Source organism: Halorubellus litoreus, assembly GCF_055378595.1.
The window spans coordinates 1,519,950-1,541,466 of the sequence record NZ_AP043836.1; the positions used below are offsets into that span (position 1 = coordinate 1,519,950).

The 21,517-nt window shown below is 69.0% G+C and carries 17 protein-coding genes and 1 tRNA gene; 6 read left to right on the forward strand and 12 right to left on the reverse strand.

Annotated elements, in window-relative coordinates; genetic code table 11:
- Positions 1-70: 70 nt before the first annotated feature.
- The gene (locus tag ACZ48X_RS11830; RefSeq protein WP_336349529.1) at positions 71-730 is read right to left on the reverse strand and encodes a metallophosphoesterase family protein; all 660 of its coding nucleotides are present in this window, start codon (positions 728-730) and stop codon (positions 71-73) included.
- A gap of 154 nt (positions 731-884) precedes the next feature.
- Between ACZ48X_RS11830 and ACZ48X_RS11835 the strand changes: the two genes are divergently transcribed.
- Positions 885-1,745 carry an SDR family NAD(P)-dependent oxidoreductase gene (locus tag ACZ48X_RS11835; RefSeq protein WP_336349528.1) on the forward strand — a complete coding sequence of 287 codons (861 nt, stop codon included), beginning with the start codon at positions 885-887 and terminating at the stop codon, positions 1,743-1,745.
- Complete coding sequence (locus ACZ48X_RS11840) at positions 1,745-2,821, forward strand: patatin-like phospholipase family protein (protein ID WP_336349527.1); 1,077 nt, start codon at positions 1,745-1,747, stop codon at positions 2,819-2,821. Before ACZ48X_RS11835 ends, ACZ48X_RS11840 begins: the two co-directional genes overlap by 1 nt.
- A 49-nt stretch (positions 2,822-2,870) precedes the next feature.
- On the opposite strand, the gene ACZ48X_RS11845 is transcribed toward ACZ48X_RS11840, so the two are convergent.
- The gene (locus ACZ48X_RS11845; protein ID WP_336349526.1) at positions 2,871-3,452 is read right to left on the reverse strand and encodes an IMP cyclohydrolase; all 582 of its coding nucleotides are present in this window, start codon (positions 3,450-3,452) and stop codon (positions 2,871-2,873) included.
- Positions 3,453-3,604: 152 nt separating this feature from the next.
- On the reverse strand, positions 3,605-5,722 hold the full coding sequence (locus ACZ48X_RS11850) for a bifunctional metallophosphatase/5'-nucleotidase (RefSeq protein WP_336349525.1): 2,118 nt from the start codon (positions 5,720-5,722) through the stop codon (positions 3,605-3,607).
- Positions 5,723-6,148: 426 nt separating this feature from the next.
- Between ACZ48X_RS11850 and ACZ48X_RS11855 the strand changes: the two genes are divergently transcribed.
- Positions 6,149-6,221, forward strand: a tRNA-Gln gene (locus ACZ48X_RS11855).
- 82 nt (positions 6,222-6,303) lie between these two features.
- Here ACZ48X_RS11855 and ACZ48X_RS11860 read toward each other — a convergent pair.
- The 5 genes from ACZ48X_RS11860 to ACZ48X_RS11880 all read right to left on the reverse strand — a co-directional run bounded on the left by ACZ48X_RS11860 (position 6,304) and on the right by ACZ48X_RS11880 (position 11,474).
- Entirely contained in the window at positions 6,304-6,456 is a 153-nt protein-coding gene (locus ACZ48X_RS11860; protein WP_227134142.1) for a hypothetical protein, read from the reverse strand.
- 63 nt (positions 6,457-6,519) lie between these two features.
- On the reverse strand, positions 6,520-7,938 hold the full coding sequence (locus ACZ48X_RS11865; RefSeq protein ID WP_336349524.1) for an oxidoreductase: 1,419 nt from the start codon (positions 7,936-7,938) through the stop codon (positions 6,520-6,522).
- 72 nt (positions 7,939-8,010) lie between these two features.
- On the reverse strand, positions 8,011-8,598 hold the full coding sequence (cgi121, locus tag ACZ48X_RS11870; RefSeq protein WP_336349523.1) for a KEOPS complex subunit Cgi121: 588 nt from the start codon (positions 8,596-8,598) through the stop codon (positions 8,011-8,013).
- A complete protein-coding gene (locus tag ACZ48X_RS11875) occupies positions 8,598-10,892 on the reverse strand; it encodes an ATP-dependent DNA helicase (RefSeq protein ID WP_336349522.1) in 2,295 nt (764 codons plus the stop codon). Before ACZ48X_RS11875 ends, cgi121 begins: the two co-directional genes overlap by 1 nt.
- A 117-nt stretch (positions 10,893-11,009) precedes the next feature.
- A complete protein-coding gene (locus ACZ48X_RS11880) occupies positions 11,010-11,474 on the reverse strand; it encodes a hypothetical protein (RefSeq protein ID WP_336349521.1) in 465 nt (154 codons plus the stop codon).
- A gap of 120 nt (positions 11,475-11,594) precedes the next feature.
- Between ACZ48X_RS11880 and htpX the strand changes: the two genes are divergently transcribed.
- The gene (gene htpX, locus ACZ48X_RS11885; RefSeq protein WP_336349520.1) at positions 11,595-12,482 is read left to right on the forward strand and encodes a zinc metalloprotease HtpX; all 888 of its coding nucleotides are present in this window, start codon (positions 11,595-11,597) and stop codon (positions 12,480-12,482) included.
- A gap of 40 nt (positions 12,483-12,522) precedes the next feature.
- Here the strand turns inward: htpX and ACZ48X_RS11890 are convergent, their stop codons facing one another.
- The 3 genes from ACZ48X_RS11890 to ACZ48X_RS11900 all read right to left on the reverse strand — a co-directional run bounded on the left by ACZ48X_RS11890 (position 12,523) and on the right by ACZ48X_RS11900 (position 16,065).
- On the reverse strand, positions 12,523-14,094 hold the full coding sequence (locus tag ACZ48X_RS11890; protein WP_336349519.1) for an aryl-sulfate sulfotransferase: 1,572 nt from the start codon (positions 14,092-14,094) through the stop codon (positions 12,523-12,525).
- Positions 14,095-14,168: 74 nt separating this feature from the next.
- Positions 14,169-14,891, reverse strand: a complete 723-nt coding sequence (locus ACZ48X_RS11895; RefSeq protein WP_336349518.1) for a type 1 glutamine amidotransferase — start codon at positions 14,889-14,891, stop codon at positions 14,169-14,171.
- A 403-nt stretch (positions 14,892-15,294) separates the two neighbouring features.
- The gene (locus ACZ48X_RS11900) at positions 15,295-16,065 is read right to left on the reverse strand and encodes an alpha/beta fold hydrolase (RefSeq protein WP_336349517.1); all 771 of its coding nucleotides are present in this window, start codon (positions 16,063-16,065) and stop codon (positions 15,295-15,297) included.
- 95 nt (positions 16,066-16,160) lie between these two features.
- On the opposite strand from ACZ48X_RS11900, the gene ACZ48X_RS11905 reads away from it, so the two are divergent.
- Together ACZ48X_RS11905 and ACZ48X_RS11910 are read left to right on the forward strand one after the other, a co-directional pair.
- A complete protein-coding gene (locus ACZ48X_RS11905; RefSeq protein WP_336349516.1) occupies positions 16,161-17,324 on the forward strand; it encodes an HD domain-containing protein in 1,164 nt (387 codons plus the stop codon).
- A 619-nt stretch (positions 17,325-17,943) separates the two neighbouring features.
- On the forward strand, positions 17,944-18,363 hold the full coding sequence (locus tag ACZ48X_RS11910) for a carboxymuconolactone decarboxylase family protein (RefSeq protein ID WP_336349515.1): 420 nt from the start codon (positions 17,944-17,946) through the stop codon (positions 18,361-18,363).
- A 177-nt stretch (positions 18,364-18,540) separates the two neighbouring features.
- On the opposite strand, the gene alaS is transcribed toward ACZ48X_RS11910, so the two are convergent.
- Positions 18,541-21,330, reverse strand: a complete 2,790-nt coding sequence (gene alaS / locus ACZ48X_RS11915) for an alanine--tRNA ligase (RefSeq protein WP_336349514.1) — start codon at positions 21,328-21,330, stop codon at positions 18,541-18,543.
- Positions 21,331-21,517: the final 187 nt, after the last annotated feature.

Genomic DNA, 21,517 nt, shown 5'->3' on the forward strand with positions numbered 1-21,517 from the left:
TTACTCGGTACATATTCGAACCGCCGGCGGTCGGGCTACCGTCCGGTAGCGGGACGGACGTCGAGGGGCGTCACTCGCCGCGAGCGAGACGCGTCCCGATGCGCTTCGGGAGTCCTGCCTCCTCGACCGCCGCTTGCACTTCGTCGACGTCGTATTCGACGCGGCGTTCCTCGACGGTCATGCGGTCGAGGTCGAGGAGGGCGTACGCGGCGTCGGGGTCGCCGTCGCGGGGCTGGCCGACGCTCCCGGGGTTCATCACGATGCCCTCGCCGTACTTCTCGTGGCTCTGGACGTGCGTGTGGCCCATGACGAGGACGTCCTCGTCGTCGAGCAGGCGCGGGGAGAACTCGTGGGGGCGCGTGTAGTGGTCGGGGTCGTCGGGGTGCCCGTGCACGACCTTCACGCGACCGCCGGCGGCGAGGCGTTCGTCGGGGAGGTCGGCGAGGTACTCGAAGTGGTCGTCGTCGAGGACGTCGCGAGCGTACTCGACGCCGGCTTTCGCCATGTCGTTGAACCGGAAGCCCGAGTCCTGGACGACCGCGCGGTCGTGGTTCCCCATGACCGCGGTCGCACCTTCGCGTCGGACGCGGTCGATGCACTCGCCCGGCCACGGCCCGTAGCCGACGACGTCGCCGGCACAGAGCACGCCGGCGACGCGAGGCATGTCGTCGAGCACGGCGTCGAGCGCCACGCGATTCCCGTGGACGTCGGAGATGACGGCGACACGCATACGCTCGGTGTATGCCACTCGACCCTTTCAGTCTCCCGGTGAATGTACAGGGTATCCGGGTGGTTCGGCGGACAGTCGTCGGGACAGTCCGACGGCCGCTCCTCGGGGCGGTCCGGAGGTAGATTCTTGCCGTCGGCGGGCGCGCGTCTAGGCGATGACCGCCGATTCCGAGGACTTCGCGCCCGAACCCGTCACGCACGACAACGTCATGACCGTCGACGACCCCGCGTTCGAGGCGGGGAACGTCGCCATCGTCACCGGTGCCGCGTCCGGTATCGGTCGCGCCACAGCGGTCGCGCTCGCCGCGAACGGCCTCACGGTGCTCGCCACGGACCTCGACGAGGCCGGGCTCGCGGACGCCGTCGACCGCGCCGACGAGCTCGACGTCGACGGGAGCGTCGAGACGCACGAGGCCGACCTCACCGTCGACGAGGACATCGCGAGCATCGTCGACGCCGCTGCCGACCTCGGCGACGTGAAGTTCGTCGCGAACGTCGCGGGCCTCCAGCACATCGACCCCATCGAGGAGTTCCCCGTCGAGAAGTTCGACCTCATGCACCGGGTGATGCTCCGTGCGCCGTTCGTCCTCGCGAAACACGCGATGCCGCACATCCGCGAGTCGGACGGTGGAACCGGTGCCATCGGGAACATGGCGAGCATCCACGGGCACACCGCGACCGAGGACAAGGCCGCGTACATCTCCGCGAAGTTCGGCTTGCGGGGACTCACGCAGTCCATCGCAGCCGAGGGCGACGGCACGCTCCGCGCGTTCAGCGTGTCCACGGGCTACGTGAAGACGCCGCTGGTCACCGAACAGATACCCGACACGGCCCAGGAGCGCGGCATCAGCGAGCAGGAAGTGGTCGAGGACGTGATGCTCGGCGACGCGAAGGTCAAGGAGATGATGGAGCCCGTCGAGGTCGCGAACCTCTTCGTCCTCGGGTTCAGCAAGCACGGCCGCCACCTCGACGGCGGCGACCTCACGTGGGACGGCGGCCACCTCTTCACGTACTGATGGCGGACGACCCGAACGCCGACGTCGACGAGGCCACGGAACAGGACGCGACCGAATCCGACGACCGCACCAGGGTCGCCATCGCGTGCCAGGGCGGCGGCAGCCACACCGCGTTCACCGCCGGCGCGCTCGAAGTCCTGCTCGACGACCCGGACTGCGAGGTCGTCGGGCTCTCGGGCACGAGCGGCGGCGCGGTGTGCGCGAGCGCCGCGTGGTACGGTCTGCTCGCCGACGACGAGACGCCCGCGGGCGTCCTCGACGCGGTCTGGCACGACGTCGCGGCGACCACGCCGATGGACCGCGCGCTCAACGGCGTCACCGTCTGGGGGTCGAGCGTCGAAGCCACGGGCTATCCGACGCCCGGCATCAGCCCCTACCAGAACCCGGGCGCGGCGCTCGGCCAGCGTCGCCTCCGGCGCGCGCTCACCGCGAACATCGACTTCGACGCGTTCCCCGACCTCGCCACCTCGGACTGTCCACGGCTCGCCGTCGGGACCGTGAACGTCGACGCGGGCGCGTTCGAGACGTTCGTCGACGGCGACGTGACCGCCGACGCCATCCTCGCCTCCAGCGCCATCCCCGACCTCTTCCCGGGCGTCGAGATAGACGGCCACCTCCACTGGGACGGGATGTTCTCGAACAACCCACCCATCCGCGACCTCATGGACGTCGACCGCGACCGGAAACCCGAGGAACTCTGGGTGGTGCAGATCAACCCACAGGACACGGACGACCGGCCGACGACGCTCCGCGAGATACGCGACCGCCGGAACGAGCTCTCCGGGAACATCTCCCTGAACCAACAGCTGCACTTCCTCGAGCGCGTCAACGACTGGATCGACGCCGGTCACCTCCCCGAGAGCGACTTCCAGCAGGTGAAACTCCGCCGCATCGAACTCGACCGCGACCTCTCGTACGCGACGAAACTCGACCGCGACGCCGACTTCATCCAGGATCTCGTCGCACTCGGCCGGACTGCGGCCGCCGAGTTCTGCGAGCGCCGCCGTGCCGGTGACGTCGACGAGCACTTCCACGTCGACGCGACGCGAGCGCACGACGCCCACGGCGACGACTGAACTGACTGCCGCGCGGACCTTCGGCGCGGTCGGCGCGCGTCGAGCGCCCTCAGCCGTTGTGGACCGCGGTCTCGAACCCGTCTCCGTCCCGCGCCACGCCCGCGGCGCAGACCGCGTGCTCGAACGCGTGCTCGTACACCTCGGCGGCCGCACCCTCGGCGTCAGTCGCGTCGAGCGCGAACGCCTCGGGCGCATCTCTCTCGTAGGTCGCGACGATGGTCGGCTCGTCGACCTTCCGGACCAACAACGCGTCGCGGCGGACGATACCGACGTACGCGTCGCCGTCGTCGTCGAGCACGCCCGCGACGCGGGGCGTATCGTAGTCGTCCTTCTCGAAGTCCAGGGCGAGCAGGACGCTCGCGAGCGCATCCCGGGCGGGATACCCGAGGTCGAGCTTCTCCACGACGGGGTCGACGTGCGACCCGTTCCCCAGCACCGCCTGCGCGCCGTCGGTCGTCTCCCGCACGCAGTTGTACTCCACGTACGGGTTGTCCGTCTCCTCGGCGTTCGCCGTCGGCCCCACCGTCAGCGCGTCCTCGCGCTCTCGGATCTCGCGGTTCGGGAACGACCGCGAACTCACTCGATACGCTGCCACGTCCGGACCGACGACGACGAATCGCCCAACGTACATACACGACCGTGCGCAAGACCACGGCAAATAGGCGTCGATGTATGCACGAACAGTGGTTCACACGGCGCGCTCGGTCGGCGTCGACGGGCCGGCCGTGACCCGTCGCGCCGCGAGCGAATCGGTGAAGAAGCGAGGGTGTCCGCGTCGCCCCGTCAGTAGACCGCGACCGCGCGACTGGTCACAGGAGCAAGGACAGCGTCTTCGTCCTCGTCGTCATCGTCGTCGTCGGCGGACGGGCCGGCGTGTGCCGGCGGCCCGGCGTGCGCGGGCGGGCCAGCGTGCGACGGCGGCCCGCGTTCGTCGCCGCCGGACGCCTTCCCGGGCCCATCGGCCTGATGGCCCGGCGGCACGTCCAGGTCGACGTTCAGGATAGCTGCACGGAAGTAGTTGTCAGCGCCGTACAGGCTCCCGTCGTAGTGCGCGTACAGGTCGAGGTCGCTGCTCGACGCGACCAGGGTCTCGAACGCCGCCCGGTCGAACGTCGCGACGAGCACGCCGTCGCGCATCGTCGCGCTCGTCGCCGACACCGACCCCGTCGTCGCGTTCTGCACGTCGACCGTCGACGCGTTCACCGACGACACGCTCGCCGGCACGTCGACGCGAACCGTCAGTTCGTCCGACCGACCCGGCGGAACCGGCACCGTCGTCTCGCCGACGTGCAGGTCGACGCGACGGATGCGGTTCGTGTCAGCCGGCGACACCGGCGTCGTCTCGTTGACGTACTCCGCGACGACCGACCCGTACAGCGACTGGTCGACGCTCGTCGTCGGCAGGTCACTGAACGACCATCCGTACCGGTCCTCGAAGCCCCAGCCGGCCATGTACGAGTTGATCGTCACGTTGTACGTCGCGTCCTCGCGGAGCGCCTCACCGTTCACGCGTACGTCCTGCACCGGCTGACTCGAGTTCTCGTCGGGGACGAACTCGTAGGAGACGCCGCTCACCTGGAGCTTCGCCTCCGCGCCGTAGTTCGACGTCCGCGGCACCACCTGGCTCGCCAGCAGCTCGCGGAGCTGCTCGCCCGTCATCTCCTTCGTCACCAGGTAGTTCCCGAACGGCAGCGACGTGTAGACGTCGCCGTACGTCACCGTCCCGGGTTCCATCACGAAGTTCCCGCGGATACCGCCCGCGTTCGTGACCGCCACCGCGGCGCCGGTCTCCGCGCGGAACGCGTCCGTGACGAGGTTCCCCCACGCGGTCTCGTCGTGGTAGTTCGACGCGAACGTCGAGTCGAGCGGGACCGTCGTCCGCCCCGCGACCCGCTCGAGTTGCTCGCCGCGCGCGTCCTCGACGATGGCCTTCGCCGTCTCGTTCACCGACGAGTTCTCGTCGACCGCGACCAGTCGACCGCTCGCGAGCGACACGCCGTCGTCGCTCACGGTCAGGTTCACCTCGCCGACGAACGCGCCGCGGGCCTGCGCCTCGACGATGGTCGTCCCGCTCGTCGTCTGCGGCGCGTACGCCACCTCGTCGTCGCCGGTCACGATGACGTCGATGGCGTCGCTCTCGCGCGCCAGCTCCTCGGACTCCGGCACGCCGATGTGCGCCGCGGCGACGACCACGTCGACGTCCTTCTCGGTCTTCAGGGTCGTCGCGATGCGGTCGCCGACGCGCGCGAAGTCCGCGACGCGATACCCGCGCTCGTCGAAGTCGACCGCCGTCTTCGACTTGATGGCGTCGTCGACGAGCCCCACGACGCCGACGCGCACGCCGTCGCGCTCCACGATCGTGTAGTTGCTCGTCCCGGGAATCGAGCTCCCGTCCTCGTGGACGACGTTCGCCGCGAGCCACGGGAACGCCGACTCCTCGCTGTAGTTCCCGACCGCGTCGAACCCGTAGTCGAGGTCGTGGTTCCCGACGACCTCCGCGTCCGGCTCCATGACGTTCAGCACGTCCACCGGGACGCGCCACTGGCTGATCGGCGACAGCGAACTCGGACTCACCTCGTCGCCGCCACCGACCACGACGGTCGGGTTGTCGTGCGCCGCCCGTCGCTCGTTCACGACGCCGACGAGCCGACCCATCCGGCCGGGGTCCGACGCCGCCGTCTGGACGTCGTTGTACGCGAGCACCGTCAGCGTCGTCGCGTTCGTCTCGTTCCCGTCGGGCGCGACGGTCGCCGAGCCCGCCGCGGCGACCGCGTCCCCGTCACCGGGTGCGTCACTCGTCGCGGCCCCGCCCGCCGCTGCCGCCGCTGCCGGCGACGCGGTGACCACGAGAAGCAGTACTGTCAGCGTTCCAGCCACGCGCAGTGCGTTGTCGGATACCACAGCATCCGCCCGTTCAAATCCCTGCCTCAAAAATCGTTATATCATCAGTAACTACCGATACGAATTACTAATGATGTCAACACAGTCTCGGGAGTTCAAGCGACCACGAACCGGGGACTCGCGGAGGTTTCGTCGTCACCCCATGAAGCGTACTGCATTGCCCGCGGGCATCCGGTACGCTCGACGACCCGTTCACTCTCGATGGCGTCGACATCGAGCGAGCCTGAACGACCGAGATGCGGGCGTCGTTCATGCGGACACCGATCGATAGCATCGGGGTCTGGCGTGGTTGGAACTCTCGCGGAGGACGCGCCGGTGACCCGGTACCGGATGGCGTACCTCGTTCGATTCGCAACACTCAAATATCCAAGGCCGGTACTATCTGCTGGATTCCGGCGAGCCGACACCCGGAAGACGTGTCAGAAAAGTTCCATGGGGTAGCGGCCAATCCTGTTGCCTTCTGGGGGCAACGACCCAGGTTCGAATCCTGGTGGAACTACTTCTTCGATTTCGTCATCGACCGTTACGCCTTCGTGTGATTCTCCAGTGGAAACGAAGGGGTCTGCGCGTGGTCGGCGCGGTCAGTCCTGGGCGTGTTCCATGAGGCAGGCGACGGAGCAGTAGTAGTGCCGTATCTGCTGGGTCTCGCCCTTGTACTCCATCGGTTTGACGACCTCGATGTGGGTGTCTTCCTTCTCGTCGACGTCGGCCATGCAGACGTTGCATTGCGGCATTGGTGTGTCAGGTCACCCCCCTGTTAGACGGTGGCAAGTACCTTGGAGTTTTGGCGTGGAGGGTTATCGGTCTGTCGGCCCGCTGTCGTCTATGTTGCCGGTTTCGGGTGGTTTCGGGCTTTCGTCGTCAGGGTCGTACGCACCACGTTTCTCGAGGCGGCCGCGTTCGCGGAGGACGCTCGGGGTCCGGCAGACGCCGGGTGCGCCGGTGGCCTGCGGGACGGTGCAGTTGTTGCAGGACTCGCAGACGACGCGCGTTCCTGGGGTGACGTGCTCGCGGCCGTGGTCGTCGAGGAGGCGGGCGCCGAGGCGCGGTTCGGCGTAGAACGGGCGTGCGAGGCCGACGGCGTCCGCGGCGGGCGCGCTGTCGCCGCCAGCAGCGTCGGGGTCGTCGTCGGCGGCACCGAGAAGACGGTACATCTCGCGGCGTTCGCGGACGCCGCCCTCGCAGAGGACGGGGACGTCGACGCGTTCGCGGACGCGCCGACAGAACTCGGCGTTCCAGGGGGCGTCGAAGTCCATGCGGCGAGCCTGCAGGCGGTTGAGTGCGCGGACGCCCAGTGCGCGCCAGCGACTCCCGAAGGCCTCGGCGTACGCGTCCTGGAGCGACTCGTCGGTCCACGCGCGCTTCGGGTACGCGCCGCGGACGATGCTCATGTCCCAGAAGACGTTCGTCTGCACGGGCACCACGGCGTCGTAGCCGTAGTCCGCGAGTCGCACCGCGAGGTCGACGCCGTCCTCGAGGTCGAGGTGGCGGCGGACGACCCGCGGGGCGGGCGTCTCCGCGGGCACCTTCGTGACGACCGGAACGTCGCCGGCGCGGTCGCGTATCTCGTCGAGCACGCGCTCGAAGAACGCGCCGCGGTCGCCGTAGCGGTCGCTCCGGCGGTTGTAGAACGGCGTCGCGAACTGGTGGAGCAGGCCCATGTTCGCGCCGGCGAGGTGGATGCCGTCGTAGCCGGCGTCCACGCAGCGGGCTGCGGCCCGCCCGAAGTCCGCGGCGAGTTCGTCGACGTCCGCGGTCGTCATCACGTCGGGGTCGTAGTCGAGGAACCCCACCGTATCGAGTGCGCGCAACTGCCACGGCGGCCGGGAGACCGCGAGCTGGGTCTGGTCGGGGTGTTCGCGTCGATATCTGGCGTGCCAGGTCTCCATCGACCGGAGCCCGCCGTGCTCCAACTGCACGAATATCCGCCCACCGTGGTCGTGGATGGCGTCCGTGAGCCGCGAGAGCCGCGAGACGAAGTCGTCGTCGTGCACGCGAGTCATCCCCGGTGCGGCACACCCACCCTCCTCGCGGACGATGGTCGCACCCTGGAAGACGAGGCCGACGCCGCTCGCCGCGGCCGGTTCCAGGTCCGCGACGAGGGCGTCGACCGCGTCCGGGCCGTTGCCCGCGCACTCCAGGAGCGGCGCGCGATACAAGCGATTCGGGACCGTCACCGACCCGATGTCCAGCGGGTCCTCGAGGTGCGCGCCCATACGGGTTCGTTCGAGCGCGACGGATTGAGCGTTACGCCGGTTCGAACGCCCGAGAACCGCTCGGTCCCGCGGTCAGTGGTCGATGGACAGCAGGACGACGCGTTCGCGCACCAGGTCCGCGAGCGTGGCGTCGGTCGCCGCCAGTTCGGCGTCGCCGACGTCGAAGAACTCGCGGACGCGCTCGGGGTCGGTCGCGGCGAGCGCGCTGTCCGCGGTCGCTCCCTCGGCCGTGGTCGCCGCCCCGTCCGCGCCGCCGTCGCGGTCGACGAGAAGGGTCGCGTCGTCGAGCAGTTCGGCGACCGCGTCCGCGCACTCGCGCTCGGCGTCGCTCTCGGCGAGCGGGTCGTCGGGGAAGTCGCTCGCGACGACGACCGCGACGTCGCCCTCGCCCTCGCCGACGCCCATCTCGAGCGCGCGGTCGATCTGGCGGCGGCCGGCGGCGTACAGGAGCGTCTCGACCGCCGGGTCGCGCGCGATGGCGTCCCCGCGGCGGTGCGCGCGGGCGGCGTACCGGAGTGCGGTCGCGAGGTGCTCGCGGTCGGCGACGTACCGCGCGTCGAACGCCTGCACCACGCAGTCGTGCGCGTCGCCGGCATCGCCGAGCGCCGCGACGAACGCGTCCAAATCCTCCACGGTCGCAGTCCCTTCGAGTACCAGCATCAGAAGTCACCCAGGCTCGCCTGCTGGTCGTCGTCGCCGTCCTCGGCGTCGCCGCCGTCGTCGCTCGCACCGCCAGCACTCCCGGCGCTGCTGGCCGCGGCGGCGGCGACCTCGTCTGGCGCGTCGTCGACGCTGACGTCGCTCATCGAGGCGTCCTGCCGGCCTGCGTTCTCGAGGATCGTCTCCGCGGTCTTCTCCTTCCCACCGAGTGCGGCGAGCACGGTCGCCTTCGGTGCCTCCCGCAGGTCCGCGCGCGTCTCGATGCCCGCGTCGAACAGCCGGCGGGCGCGCTTCCGCCCGACCTCGCGGACGCCCACGAGGTCCAGCAGCTCCTCGCGCACGCCGTCCTGCACGCGCTTTCTGGCCTCGCGAACGCCGACGACGACGTCCCCGCCGAGGTCCAGTTCCGTCGCGAGCGACTCCGCCGCACCCAGCAGCCACTCAGCGGTCTCGGTCTTCCCGCGGACGTCCCCCGGGCCGACGCCGTACCGCGTCGTGATGGTGTCCTCGTCGAGCTCGCTCGCCCAGTCCTCCATGAGGCGCGCGGTCTTCAACGCCGACAGCCAGTCCTCGAAGCGCGCGTCCTCGAACTCGCTGGGCGCCGCACCGAGGAACTCCTGCTCGCGCTCGTAGAACTCCTCGGTGTACTGCTCGCGGTCCCCCGACTTCAGGTAGAGCTGGTACATGTCCGGGGTGCGAGAGACGAGCTGGTAGAGGCCGAGCGCCGAGGGCTTCCCGTCGGCGGCCTTCAGGCCGTCCACGATCGCCGCGGCACTCATCGGGTCGAGGTAGAGCCGCGACACCGTGTGCCCGAGCCCGGTCGCCGCGAGCTCGTCACCGTCCCGGGTCACGAAGTCGTTCTGCTCCAGGTACCGGATGACGTCGTCCAGGAGGGACTCCAGTCGCGCCGGGTCCTCCTCCTGGACGGCGTACAGGGTCTCGCGGAGGAACTCGACGAGTGCGGTCCGCGAGCGCGCGAACCCGCTCGCGACCGTCGACAGCACGTGCATCCGCAGCGCCGGTTCCGCGACGAGCTTCGACCGCAGCTCCTCGGGGTCCGCTTCGACGTAGTCCTCGAAGAGCACGTCGAGGTCCTCGTGGCTCTTCGCCAGGAGGACGGCTTCGCCGTACGGGTCGAGGCCGGGGCGGCCGGCGCGCCCCATCATCTGGTGGACCTCGAGCACCGGGAGGGGCTCCATTCCGCTGCCCGTGTAGCGCTGCCAGTCGCGGACGACGACCCTGCGGGCGGGCGTGTTCACGCCCGCGGCGAGCGTCGGCGTGGCGCTCACGGCCTTCAGGGTGCGGTCGCGGAACGCGTCCTCGACGAGACTGCGGTGTTCGCTCGCCAGGCCGGCGTGGTGGAACGCGGCACCGTTCGCGACGGCGTCCGCGAGGTCGTCGCTCGTCTCCGTGTCGCTCACGTCGCGTATCTCCGCCGCCAGCTCTTCGCAGCGCGCCTGCTCGTCGTCGGTGAGGAACGGCTTGACGGTGTCGCCGAGTCTCCGTGCGGCGGCTTCGGCGTTCCGCCGCGAGTTCACGAACACGAGCGACGACCCACCGTCCTCCAGGGCGTCCCGAACCAGGGCTGCCTCGGGCTTCTCGCCGCTCCGCGGGCGGACCTCGACCTGGTCGTCGTCCTCGAAGTGCAGCGCCGACCCGTAGTGCACGCCCTTCTTGAGTTCGATGGGGCGCCAGTCCGAGTCGACGAGTTCGGCGTCCAGCCACTCCGCGACCACCTCCGCGTTCCCGACGGTTGCCGACAGCGCGACCACCTGGAGGTCGCTCGTCAACTGTCGGAGCTTCGCCAGCGTGACCTCCAGCGTCGGCCCGCGCTCGCGGTCGTCGACGAGGTGCACCTCGTCCGCGACCACGCACGAGACGTTCCCGAGCCACGACGCGTTGTTCCGGACGAGCGAGTCCACCTTCTCGCTCGTCGCCACCACGACGTCCTTCTCCGCGAGCCACTCGCTCGTCCCCTCGTAGTTCCCCGTCGACACCCCGACATCGACGCCGAACGCCTCGAACGCGCGGAACTCCTCGGCCTTCTCGCTCGCGAGCGCCCGCAGCGGGACGATGTAAAGCGCCGTCCCGCCCTCGGCGACCCGCGACAGCATCGCCATCTGGGCGACGAGCGTCTTCCCGCTCGCCGTCGGCACGCTCGCCACCACGTTCTCGCCGCGCGTGACACCCGCCTCGACGGCCTCGGCCTGGGGCGGGTACAGCTCCTCGATGCCGTCGTCGTGCAGTTGCTCGCGGAAGGCATCGGGGAGGTTCGGCACGTCGGCGACCTTCATCACACTCCGGTTGGCGCCTCCCCCGGTTTAAATTGTCGTCCTCGCACCGGGACTCGCCGTTCTCGTCGAAGACGCCGCGAACCGCCGATGGGACCCGCCGCCGCGGCGCCGTGCGCCTCAGAGCCCGCCGAACAACCGCGCGCTCCCGAGCGCCCCGACGACGCCGGCGGCGAGCGGCGCGTACACGACGGGCGTGAGGACCGCGGCGACGAGCGCGGTGACGACGCCGACGAGGTACATGTCGAACCACGGCGGGTCGCTGGCGCCCGAGTACGTCACCTCGGGGGCGGCCGTGGGCGCGAAACCCGGCCCGATGTCGTTCGACACCTCGCCGGTCGTCACCTGCTGGAGGCGGTAGACGCGGTACGTGAGGAACGCGGTGAAGCCCGCGAGGAAGAGGCCGAGCATCGTCCCGAGGAGGACGCCCGCGTAGAACGTCCCCGCGAGGTCGCTCGCCAGCACGACGAGTTCGGTGAGCGCGGGCGGTGCCGCGACCACCGTGATACCGCTGACGACGCCGACGACGACCGCGGTGACGAGCGTGATGCTCGACTCGAGGAGTCCAGCCTCGCGGGTGGACATTCGTTACGTCAACGCGCGAGTAGGACGTAAACCTTGTTGCTTCGCGCGACTCCGCGGCCTCGGTGCGTGCGCAAGCGAGCCATACCCGGATTTATCCCCGTCGGACGCCTACGTGAACGCATGCAGTGGAAGACGGACTGGGGACTCCGGACGCGCATGGGTATCACCATGTTCCTCCTGTTCGCAGTCTACCTCGCGTTCGCCGCCGGCCTCACCGTCGCGCTCGGCACTCGCTGGTGGGTCATCGCCATCGGCCTGGGCGCGTTCATGGTCGCACAGTACTACTTCAGCGACCGCATCGCGCTCTACGGGATGGGCGCCAAGGAGGTGTCCCGCGAGGAGTACCCGGAACTCCACGCGGCCGTGCAACGCCTCAGTCAGCAAGCCGACCTCCCGATGCCGACCGTCGCGGTCGCGAACACGCAGGTCCCGAACGCGTTCGCGACCGGCCGGAACCGAAAGAACGCGACCGTCTGCGTCACGAAGGGCCTCATGCAGATGCTCGATCAGGACGAGCTCGACGGCGTCATCGCGCACGAACTCGCGCACATCAAGAACCGCGACGTCCTCGTCATCACCGTCGCCTCCTTCCTCTCCAGTCTCGCGTTTCTCATCGTCCGCTGGGGCGCGTTCTTCGGCGGCGGACACCGTGGCGGGAACCGCAACGGCGGCGGTGGCGTCGTCGTCGCCATCCTCGTCTCGCTGGTCGTCTGGATCGTGAGCTTCCTCCTCATCCGCCTGCTCTCGCGGTACCGCGAGTACGCCGCCGACCGCGGCGGCGCCGCCATCACCGGGAACCCGAGCGCGCTCGCGTCCGCACTCATGAAGATCAGCGGTCGCATGGACAAGATCCCGACCGAGGACGCCCGCGAACAATCGGAGATGAACGCGTTCTTCATCATCCCCATCAAGAAGGGGTTCGTCGGGAGCCTCTTCCGCACGCACCCCAGTACGGAGAACCGCATCGAGCGCCTCCGCGCGCTCGAACGCGACCTCGAATCGCGCTGACCGCGCGCAAGCCAGCCACCGTCGCGCTCCACTCGCCTCCTTACGCGTTCACGTCGCGAAACCGTCCGATAGCGAACGCGACGCCGTCGAGCACCGCGACGACGCCCACGAGGACGCCGACGCCGACGAGCGCAAGCTCGACCCCACCGACCCAGAACGGGAGGTAGAGGTACGCGTACCCGGCGAGTCGCTCCACGACGCCGCCGCCACTCCCGTCGTCACCCGCGGCGCTCCCGCCCGCATCGCTCCCGGCACCCGACCCGCCGTCACTCCCGGTCGCCTGCGGCGCCGCAGTCTCGGACGGTGCCCCGGTGGCCTCGGGGGCCGCCGTCCCCGTTGACGTCGACGCCCCGGACGTCGTCGCCGCGTCGCTCGCGCGGTCGCCGAGCGTCGGCATCCCGTCGGGCTCCTCGGGGAGTTGCACGCGGTCGGCCTCGTAGGGAATGCCGCGCTTCCCGTTCCACGCGACCCGATACCGCCAAACGACCTCGCCGTCGGGCGTCACCTCCTCGACCTCGTACCGGAGCGAGTTCGTCACGAGCGTGTTCCCGTTCGGGAGGCGGTCCGCGTCCCGCGGCCACAGCAGGCCGTCGCCGTACGACCACACGACCGCCTGCGTCGACGCGTTCACTTCCACGATGCGGTCCGCTTCCGAGTCCGCGACGAGCACGTGCTCGCTCGACACCCACATCGGGTTGTGCTGGTCGTCCAGGATGGGCTCGCGCCCTTCGACGTCCTTCCCGCCGCGGACCTCGCCGACGACGCGCTCTATCTCCTTCGTCGACCGGTTCACCTCCAGGACGACGTCGAAGTTCCGTATCGACAGCGAGAAGTCGCCGTCCGCGAGCTGGTCGATGTCGTTCATGTGCGTCCAGTCGCTCTCCGGCCGCGGTCGCTCGGGCCCGCCGTATTTCTCCCAGAAGTCGCTCCCCGGTCCGATGTGCTCGCGCGCCGACCAGTTCCACACGACGTCCTTGCTCTCGTTCACGACGAACGCGCGGTCGTTCCCCATGTCGACGATCGCCGTCTCGCCGTTCGGCAGGCGGTCGGCGTCGTGGACCTCGTGGTGCGTGATGAACGCGTCGTACCAGCGGTACGCCCACACCTCGTCCTTCGTCTCGTAGTCGAGTTCCACGACGTTGTTCCGCACGCAGCGGTCGTCCTTGTACTCGAGCGTGCGCTCCGGGCACTCGCTCGCCGGGAGCGCCGTCGCGTACGACACGAGCACGTGCCCGTTCTCGAGCATCTCGGCGTCGAACACGCGCGAGTCCTCGGGCGCGAACGACCACACGACGCCACCGTCGTTCACGACGACCGCGCGACCGTTGTTCTGGCCGAACCCGCCGTAGCTCTGCACGGTCACGAGCACGCCCGTCCGATCAACCGCCGAGTCGGTCGCGCTGCTGTCGGTCGAGCCGTTCGTCGTCCCTGTCGCGTCGCCCGGTGTCGACGTCGGCGTCCAGCGGCCGTCGTCGCTCGTCGTCGTCGTCGTCCCGCCGGCGGTCACCGCCTGGAACCCCAGTGCGAGCGAAAGCACCACCACGACCGCGACGTACACCGCCAGACGCGTTCGTCGCTCCCCGAGCGCCACGACCATCGAACCCACGTTCACACGACGAGCGAAGAGATACGCGACCAAGAGTTTTGCAGTTCTCGGCCGCCGCGCGCCAGGGGACGCGCGACCGCTCAGTCCGCGGCGACGCCGTCGGCGGCGCGAGCGCGAACGTACGCCGTGAAGTTCTCGAACAACGCCTTCGTCTCGCACGCCGCCGCGTAGTCCTCCGCGGTGATGCCGTCGTACACCGCTTGCTTGCGTTCGTCGCTCAACTCGTCCTTCCCCGCGGTGACCGACCGCGCCATCTCGCGGTCGTACTCGGGGTGGAACTGGACGCCGAACGCGTCACCGACCCGGAACCCGTGATTCCCGTAGTCGTTCCGCGCGATCTCCGTCGCGCCCGGCGGCAGTTCCACGACCGAATCCGAGTGCGTCGTGAACGCCGTGAACGACTCGGGGACGCCGGCGAGCAGTGGGTCAACGTCCGCGTCGGCGTCGTCGAACGCGCGCTCTATCTCGCGGTACCCGATCTCGTACTCGCCCATGTCCTCGACCGTGCCACCGAGCGCGTCCGCGAGCAACTGGTGCCCCCAGCAGACGCCGAGCGCCGGCAGGCCGTGCTCTTCGACCGCCTCGCGAACCCACTCGCGCGTCCCATCGATCCACGCCTCGTCCTCGTACACCGACGACCGCGACCCCGTCACCACGACCGCGTCGTACTCGAACCCGCACGGGAGCTCGCACTCGGTCGCGTCGAACTCGACGAGGTCCGCGTCGAGCTCGCGCCGGAAGTTCCGGCGCGTTCCAGGGTCGCCGTGCGAAGCATCCACGAACGCGATACGGGGTCGTCGCATCACCAGAACCGAACAGTTGCGTGGGAAAAACGCTTGCGTCGCATCGAGACGTTGCCGCCGTCTACAACGGCGCGTGGAACCGGCGGCCTGGGGGCCGCCGGATGCTGGGTCAGTCGAGAGCAGCGGAACCGGCGGCCTGGGGGCCGCCGGATGCTGGGTCAATCGAAAGCAGCGGAACCGGCGGCCTGGGGGCCGCCGGATGCTGGGTCAGTCGAAAGCAGCGGAACCGGCGGCCTGGGGGCCGCCGGATGCTGGGTCAGTGGAGAGCAGCGGAACCGGCGGCCTGGGGGCCGCCGGATGCTGGGTCAGTGGAGAGCAGCGGAACCGGCGGCCTGGGGGCCGCCGGATGCTGGGTCAGTGGAGAGCAGCGGAACCGGCGGCCTGGGGGCCGCCGGATGCTGGGTCAGTCCGCGGTATCGAGGAACCCGAGAACCGCGTCGTTGACGGCGCGGGAGCGTTCGGCGTGCACGAAGTGGCTGGCGTCGGGGAACGACTGGCGTTCGCCCCGTGGGAGGTCGTCGGCGAGGCGTTCGCCCGCGCTCGCGTCGAGGAGGTCGTCCGCGCCGCCGTCGACGACGAGCGCCGGATTGTCCAGTTCGTAGAGCGGGTCGGCGTCCCAGTCGTCGAGCGCGGCGCGCTGGCGGTCCCAGGACTCGCGGTCGGCGTCCTCGCTGGCGCGCCACGCCGCGACGTCGTCGAGGGCGTCGGGCTGCTCGGAACGGAAGTCGTCGCTGAACGCGTACTCGAGGGTCTCCCGGCAGGCTCGCTCGTCGCCGGGGTCCGCGAACAGCGGCTCGGGGTCGTACGCGTCGCCGCGCCCAGCACCCGAGACGAGCACGAGCTTTCGCGCTCGCCCCTTCCGGCGCGCGTACTCCAGCGCGACCATCGCGCCGAGCCCGCACCCGACGACGTGCGTCGCGCTCGCGCCGATATCGGCGAGGACCGCGTCCAGATCGTTCGCGAACGTCCGCATCGACAGGTCCCCGCGCGGCCGCGACGACTCGCCCGTCCCGCGTGGATTCCACACCACGGTCTCGTAGGGACCGGCGAGCGCCGCGTGCTGCCAGCCCCACAGCCACGCGCCCGTCCCGATATCGGGGACGAACGCGACCGTCTCACCGCTCCCAGCGGTCTCGTAGTAGAGTTCAGTTCCGTCGCGCTCGACAGTCGGCATACCACGGACTCGAACGCCCGCAGGCTTGAAACCAGGAGAACCGGTCGCCGACCGATTCGCGTCCTTTTTGCACGCACCCGGCTATCGATAGGCCAATGCGAGCGATCAAGGACAGCGTCCACGACTACATCGAGGTCGAGGGCGTCGCCGCGGACCTGCTGGACACGGAGGCGTTCCAGCGGTTGCGGCACGTCAAGCAGCTCTCGACCGTCCGCCTCGTCTACCCGAGCGCGAACCACACGCGCTTCGAGCACTCCCTCGGCGTCTACCACCTCGCCCGGCGCGCGTGCCGGCACCTCGATATCGACGGTTCTCGTGCGGAAGCGGTCGAAGCCGCCGCGCTCCTCCACGACGTCGGCCACGGTCCCTACGGCCACCAGACCGAGGGCGTCATCGAGCGCCGACTCGGCCGGCACCACGACGACGTCCACGACATCATCGCGACCGGCGAGGTCGGGCGCGTCCTCGAAAGCCACGGGCTCGACACCGACGCGGTCGCCGACCGCATCGACGGCCAGGGACGGCTCGGACAACTCGTCTCCGGCGAACTCGACGTCGACCGCATGGACTACCTCGTCCGGGACGCCCACCACTCCGGCGTCCCCTACGGCACCATCGACCAGGGCCGACTCCTGCGCGCGCTGCGGTACGTCGACGGCGACCTCGTCCTCGCCGAGGGGAACGTCCAATCGGCCGAATCGCTGCTCGTCGCTCGCGCGCTCATGAACGCGACCGTCTACCGCCATCACGTCTCCCGCATCGCCGGCACGATGCTCGAACGCGCCTGCGAGCGCCTGCTCGACGAGACGAGCCTGCACGCCGAGGACTTCGCGCGCATGACCGACGACGAACTCCTCGCCGCGCTCCGCGACTGTCCGGCGACCGCCGACGCCGCCGCCCGCCTCGGGACGCGCGACCTCTACAAGCGCGCGTGCTGGCTCGAACTCGACGAGACGCCCGACCACGTCGTCGACGCCACCCATGCCGAACTACGGGACCTCGAACGCGACGTCGCCGCCGCCGCCGACCTCCACCCCGCGCTCGTCCACCTCGACGTCCCCGGCCGCCCCTCGATGCCCGAATCCTCCACGCGCGTCGTCGTCGACGGCGACGTCCGTCGCCTCCACGAGGAATCCCCGCTCGTCCAGGGCCTCCAAGCCGCCCAGGACGTCCAGTGGCGCGCCGGCGTCTACGCCCCCGAACCCCACCTCGACGCCGTCGCCGACGCCGCCACCGCCACGCTCGGCCTCGACGCCTGACCCCACCTCGGACCACCGCGACCGACGGCCGTTCATTTAGCCAATAGGTTTTAGACGGATGATGCCGAGTATTCCCATAGGGCGAGAGCCCTGCGCGTAATCGGATCAGTCGTTGCCTCCTGACCGACACTCGGCACGCACCGAGTGACCGACTGGGATACGCCACTATCATTCCTCATCGCGCCCCCCGGTTCGGGGGGTGCGACCTTCCAACGCTCGACAGCGACCGCGCTCGCGTCGACGTTCGCGTTCTGGAAACTTTTTAATCGCTCCCGCGGACGTGGAGTACACGACACTTGGTAACACGGGGCTCACGGTGGGCAAGATCTGTCTGGGTGCATGAGCTTCGGGTCGAGCGACTGGCAGGACTGGGTCCTCGAGGACGCAGTCGAAGCCGTCGAGATCGACCTTGGAGAAAGCGATCTCGAGTCCCTCGAGGAACCGTACGAGCCGCTCCCCGTCACTGAACGAGACGAACGCATAACTGTACCAAATAATAGTGGATGTTTATTCCCGTGGGTCTCGTACCGTACACCGAATCTCCGAGTTCGCCCCTGGTTCATCGTCGATATCGGGACCCAGCAAGACATTCTCAGAGGCTCACCGACGAGACAACACTATGGCAGCAACCCCCACCACCAACACGAGCTATCAGGATACGTTAACAGACATCGAAGACACCCTCGGGGTCGTCCCGGGCTTCATGGCAGCCGTCCCGGAGGACGCGCTCGTCCACGAGTGGCCCGTCTTCAAGCAGTACACGCTCGGCGAGACCGAGATCCCGCCGAAGTACCGCGAGCTCATGCAATTCGCAGTCGCGTCGTCCCACCACTGCCAATACTGCTCCACGTTCCACTCGGGCGCCGCCGAGCTCAACGGGGCTACCGAGGAAGAAATCGCGGAGGCCGGCCTCCTGACGAGCATCACCCAGCGCTGGAGTTCGATGCTTCACGCCCAGCAGTACGACTACGACACGTTCGTCGACGAGTTCAACCAGATCGGTGCCTACCTCACCGAACAACAGCAGGCCGCTAACTAGAGTCGCAAACGCAACGACGCTGCGCAAACTCAGCTCCGCTGAGATTTTTCACGTACTAGCTTTGGGACGTCCCACGTCGCGTCGACGCCCCGAGCGACGTCCTCGAAACCAAGCGAGTGGAACCGTCACGAAAACACGACGGCGTGAACCGACGTCAGGCGTTCGGGTGAACCGACGTCAGGCGTTCTTCACGGCGCGCAGCACGTCCGCGGCGTCCTCTAATGCGTCGTCGAGCGCGTCGACGTTCGGGCCGCCGCCCTGCGCGAAGTCCGGCGGGCCGCCACCGCCGCCGCCGACCTTGCTCGCGAGCTCGCCGACGACCTCGCCGGCGTTCACGCCCGCGTCCTCGGGGACCGCGACGACGAACTGCGCGCTCCCGCCGGCGCCGGAGCCGAACACCGCTATCTTGCCCTCCTCGACGAGTGCGTTCGCCGTCGCCCGGAGTTCGTCCGTGTCAGCGTCGAGGCGCTGCACGACCGCGGGCGTCCCGCCGACGTCGACCTCCTCGGCGTCACCCGCACCGCTCGCGCGGACCGCCGCGAGCTCCTCCTTGAGGTCCTCTATCTCCTTCCCTCGCGCCTTCCACTCCTCGAAGAACCGCTCCGCTGTCTCGGGCACCTCCTCGGGGTTCACGTCCAGGACGTCCGCCGCCTCGTAGAGCGCGTCCTCGGCCTCCTGCGTGTACGAGATCGCGGCCTCACCGGCCGCGAACGTCAACCGCTCCACGCCGTCCTGCACGCGCTCCGCGTTCCGGACCTTGATCGTCCCGATGTCGCCCGTCCGCGCGACGTGCGTCCCACCGCACGCCTGCACGTCGTCCGCGACGTGGATGAGGCGGATGTTCTCGCCCGGCGGGATACCGCCCTGGTAGAGGTCGAACCCGTGCTCGGCCTCCGCGTCGTGGCGGTCCGGCCACTCCTGCGTGACGGGCGTGTTCTCCATCACGATCTCGTTCGCGACGTGCTCGATGCGCTTGACGTCCTCCCGGTCGATGCGCTCGTAGTGATGGACGTCGATACGGGAGGAGTCCACGCCCTTCTGCGCGCCCGCCTGCCGGATGTGCTCGCCGAGCACCTGCCGGGCCGCGTGGATGACGACGTGCGTCGCCGTGTGATTCCGCATCAACTGCCGGCGTCGACGCGTATCGAGCTGGCCACGGACGATGTCGCCCTTCTCGGGGCGCTCGTCCGTGCGATGCAGGATGACGCCGTCGCGTATCTGGACGTCCTCGACCTCGACCGTGTACGTGTCGTCGTCGTCCGACAGCGTCCCCGTGTCCGCGGGCTGCCCACCGCCTTCGGGGTAGAACATCGTCTGGTCGAGCACCACGTCGAACGCGTCGTCGCGCTCGAACACGTCCAAGACGACGGCCTCGAACTCCGTGCGCTGCTGGTCGTCGTAGTACAACCGCTCCGTCTTCGGGAGGTCGTCGATGCGGTCGTCGCCCTCGCTCCCCTCCTCCTCGAACGCCTCCTCGCTGTCGTGACGCTGCGCGACCAGCGAGTAGAAGTCGTCCGGGACGTTCACGTCCGCACCCGACTCCGCCGCGATCTCCTCGACCATATCCGGCTGGATACCGTGCGAGTCGTAGAGCTCGATGAGCTCGCTCGTCGGAATCGGCTCGCTCTTCCGCGCGTACTCCTCGGCGAGCTGCTCGACCTTCCGACCGCCGCGCTCGAGGGTCTCCCGGTACTTCTCGACCTCCGTCCGAACGATGTCACGGATGGTGTCGCGGTTCTCGTACTCGAGGCGCTTTGCCTGCATGTCCACGAGTTCGTCCAGCGGCGCGTCCACGCCGACGCCGTCCACGAGCCGCTTCGTCCGCCGGAGCACCATCCGCGCCAGATACCCCGTCGAGACGTTACTCGGCACGATGCCGTCACCGAACATGTACGCCAGCGTCCGACAGTGGTCGGCGATGGCGTAGATGTCCTCCAGCGGCTCCATGAGGGCCTCGAGCTCGCTCACGGGGACGTCGAGCTTCCGCGCGATGTTGTCCCGCGCACTCTCCATGTCCTCGGCCTCGTCGATGTCCATGTGGCCGGCGAGCTTCGCCGCGCGATGCACGAGCTCCGCCTCCTCGTCGGAGAGCTCGATGCCCGCGTTCTCCTTCAGGAACGCGATCATGTCCGGGTACACCGCCTCGTACACCGTCGGCGTCCCCTGACTCATCCACGTCCACCGCTCCAGGCCGTACCCGGTGTCGACGATGTACGTATCCATGAACGAGTACGTGTTCCCGTCCTTCAGCTCGTACTCGCCGTCGGGGTCGAGCTCCATGCACATGAAGACGAGCGTCGCCAACTCGGCGCCCTTGTAGATGACCTCGATGGCCGGCCCGGCGTTCCCGCCACCGACCCACGGGTCCTCGATGTACACGATCTCGTCGAGGTTCGCACCCATCGACTCGAAGAACTCGTCGCAGTACTCGACGCACTCGTCCTTCCAGTACACTTCGCCCTCGTACGCGTACTGCTCGGGGTCCTCGATGTCCTCGCGAGCGTTGAACGCGTGATGCGCCATCATCTCGAACGCCATCGTGTGCCGCCCCGTCTTCCCGACGTTGTCGATGTCCTGCATCCGGATGCAGGGCTGGGATATCGTGAGCGGGTTCGCGGGCGGCGGCGTCTCACCGCTCGTGACGAGCGGCTGGAAGTCGTAGATCGACGCCTGCGTCAGCAGGACGTCGTCCCGCCAGCGGTTCGCCGCGACCGGATACGGCTCGATGCGCTCGTGGTCGTTCGCCTCGAAGAACGACAGGAACGCCTCCCGCATCTCCTCCAGACTGTACGGCTCGTCGAACCCCGGGTCGTCGATGAACGCGTAATCCTCGCACGGCGGCTCGCCGCACGTCTCGCGGTCGTGATCTCGCGTCCAGAAGTTCGCCCCACAGTCCGTGCAGGACTTCCGCACGAACCCGTTCTCCTCGAAATAATCGAGGCGATATTCGTCCTCAAGCTCACTCATTCTTGGCTAACCGTCGCCTCGCGGCGCGTAAAACAGTTCCGGGAACCCCCGACGCCGACGGTCTCAACCGGTCGAGGACACCAGTACCGAACGCGTCACTGCGTCGAGGCCATCAGGATTGAACGGGTCACTGCGCCGAGGCCATCAGGATTGAACGGGTCACTGCGCCGAGGCCATCAGGATTGAA

Bases quoted from the DNA above. Each gene is read 5' to 3' on its own strand.
- ACZ48X_RS11830 (WP_336349529.1), bottom strand. From the start codon at position 730: ATGCGTGTCGCCGTCATCTCCGACGTCCACGGGAATCGCGTGGCGCTC.
- ACZ48X_RS11835 (WP_336349528.1), top strand. From the start codon at position 885: ATGACCGCCGATTCCGAGGACTTCGCGCCCGAACCCGTCACGCACGAC.
- ACZ48X_RS11840 (WP_336349527.1), top strand. From the start codon at position 1,745: ATGGCGGACGACCCGAACGCCGACGTCGACGAGGCCACGGAACAGGAC.
- ACZ48X_RS11845 (WP_336349526.1), bottom strand. From the start codon at position 3,452: ATGTACGTTGGGCGATTCGTCGTCGTCGGTCCGGACGTGGCAGCGTAT.
- ACZ48X_RS11860 (WP_227134142.1), bottom strand. From the start codon at position 6,456: ATGCCGCAATGCAACGTCTGCATGGCCGACGTCGACGAGAAGGAAGAC.
- ACZ48X_RS11865 (WP_336349524.1), bottom strand. From the start codon at position 7,938: ATGGGCGCGCACCTCGAGGACCCGCTGGACATCGGGTCGGTGACGGTC.
- cgi121 (WP_336349523.1), bottom strand. From the start codon at position 8,598: ATGCTGGTACTCGAAGGGACTGCGACCGTGGAGGATTTGGACGCGTTC.
- ACZ48X_RS11875 (WP_336349522.1), bottom strand. From the start codon at position 10,892: ATGAAGGTCGCCGACGTGCCGAACCTCCCCGATGCCTTCCGCGAGCAA.
- ACZ48X_RS11880 (WP_336349521.1), bottom strand. From the start codon at position 11,474: ATGTCCACCCGCGAGGCTGGACTCCTCGAGTCGAGCATCACGCTCGTC.
- htpX (WP_336349520.1), top strand. From the start codon at position 11,595: ATGCAGTGGAAGACGGACTGGGGACTCCGGACGCGCATGGGTATCACC.
- ACZ48X_RS11895 (WP_336349518.1), bottom strand. From the start codon at position 14,891: ATGCGACGACCCCGTATCGCGTTCGTGGATGCTTCGCACGGCGACCCT.
- ACZ48X_RS11900 (WP_336349517.1), bottom strand. From the start codon at position 16,065: ATGCCGACTGTCGAGCGCGACGGAACTGAACTCTACTACGAGACCGCT.
- ACZ48X_RS11905 (WP_336349516.1), top strand. From the start codon at position 16,161: ATGCGAGCGATCAAGGACAGCGTCCACGACTACATCGAGGTCGAGGGC.
- ACZ48X_RS11910 (WP_336349515.1), top strand. From the start codon at position 17,944: ATGGCAGCAACCCCCACCACCAACACGAGCTATCAGGATACGTTAACA.
- alaS (WP_336349514.1), bottom strand. From the start codon at position 21,330: ATGAGTGAGCTTGAGGACGAATATCGCCTCGATTATTTCGAGGAGAAC.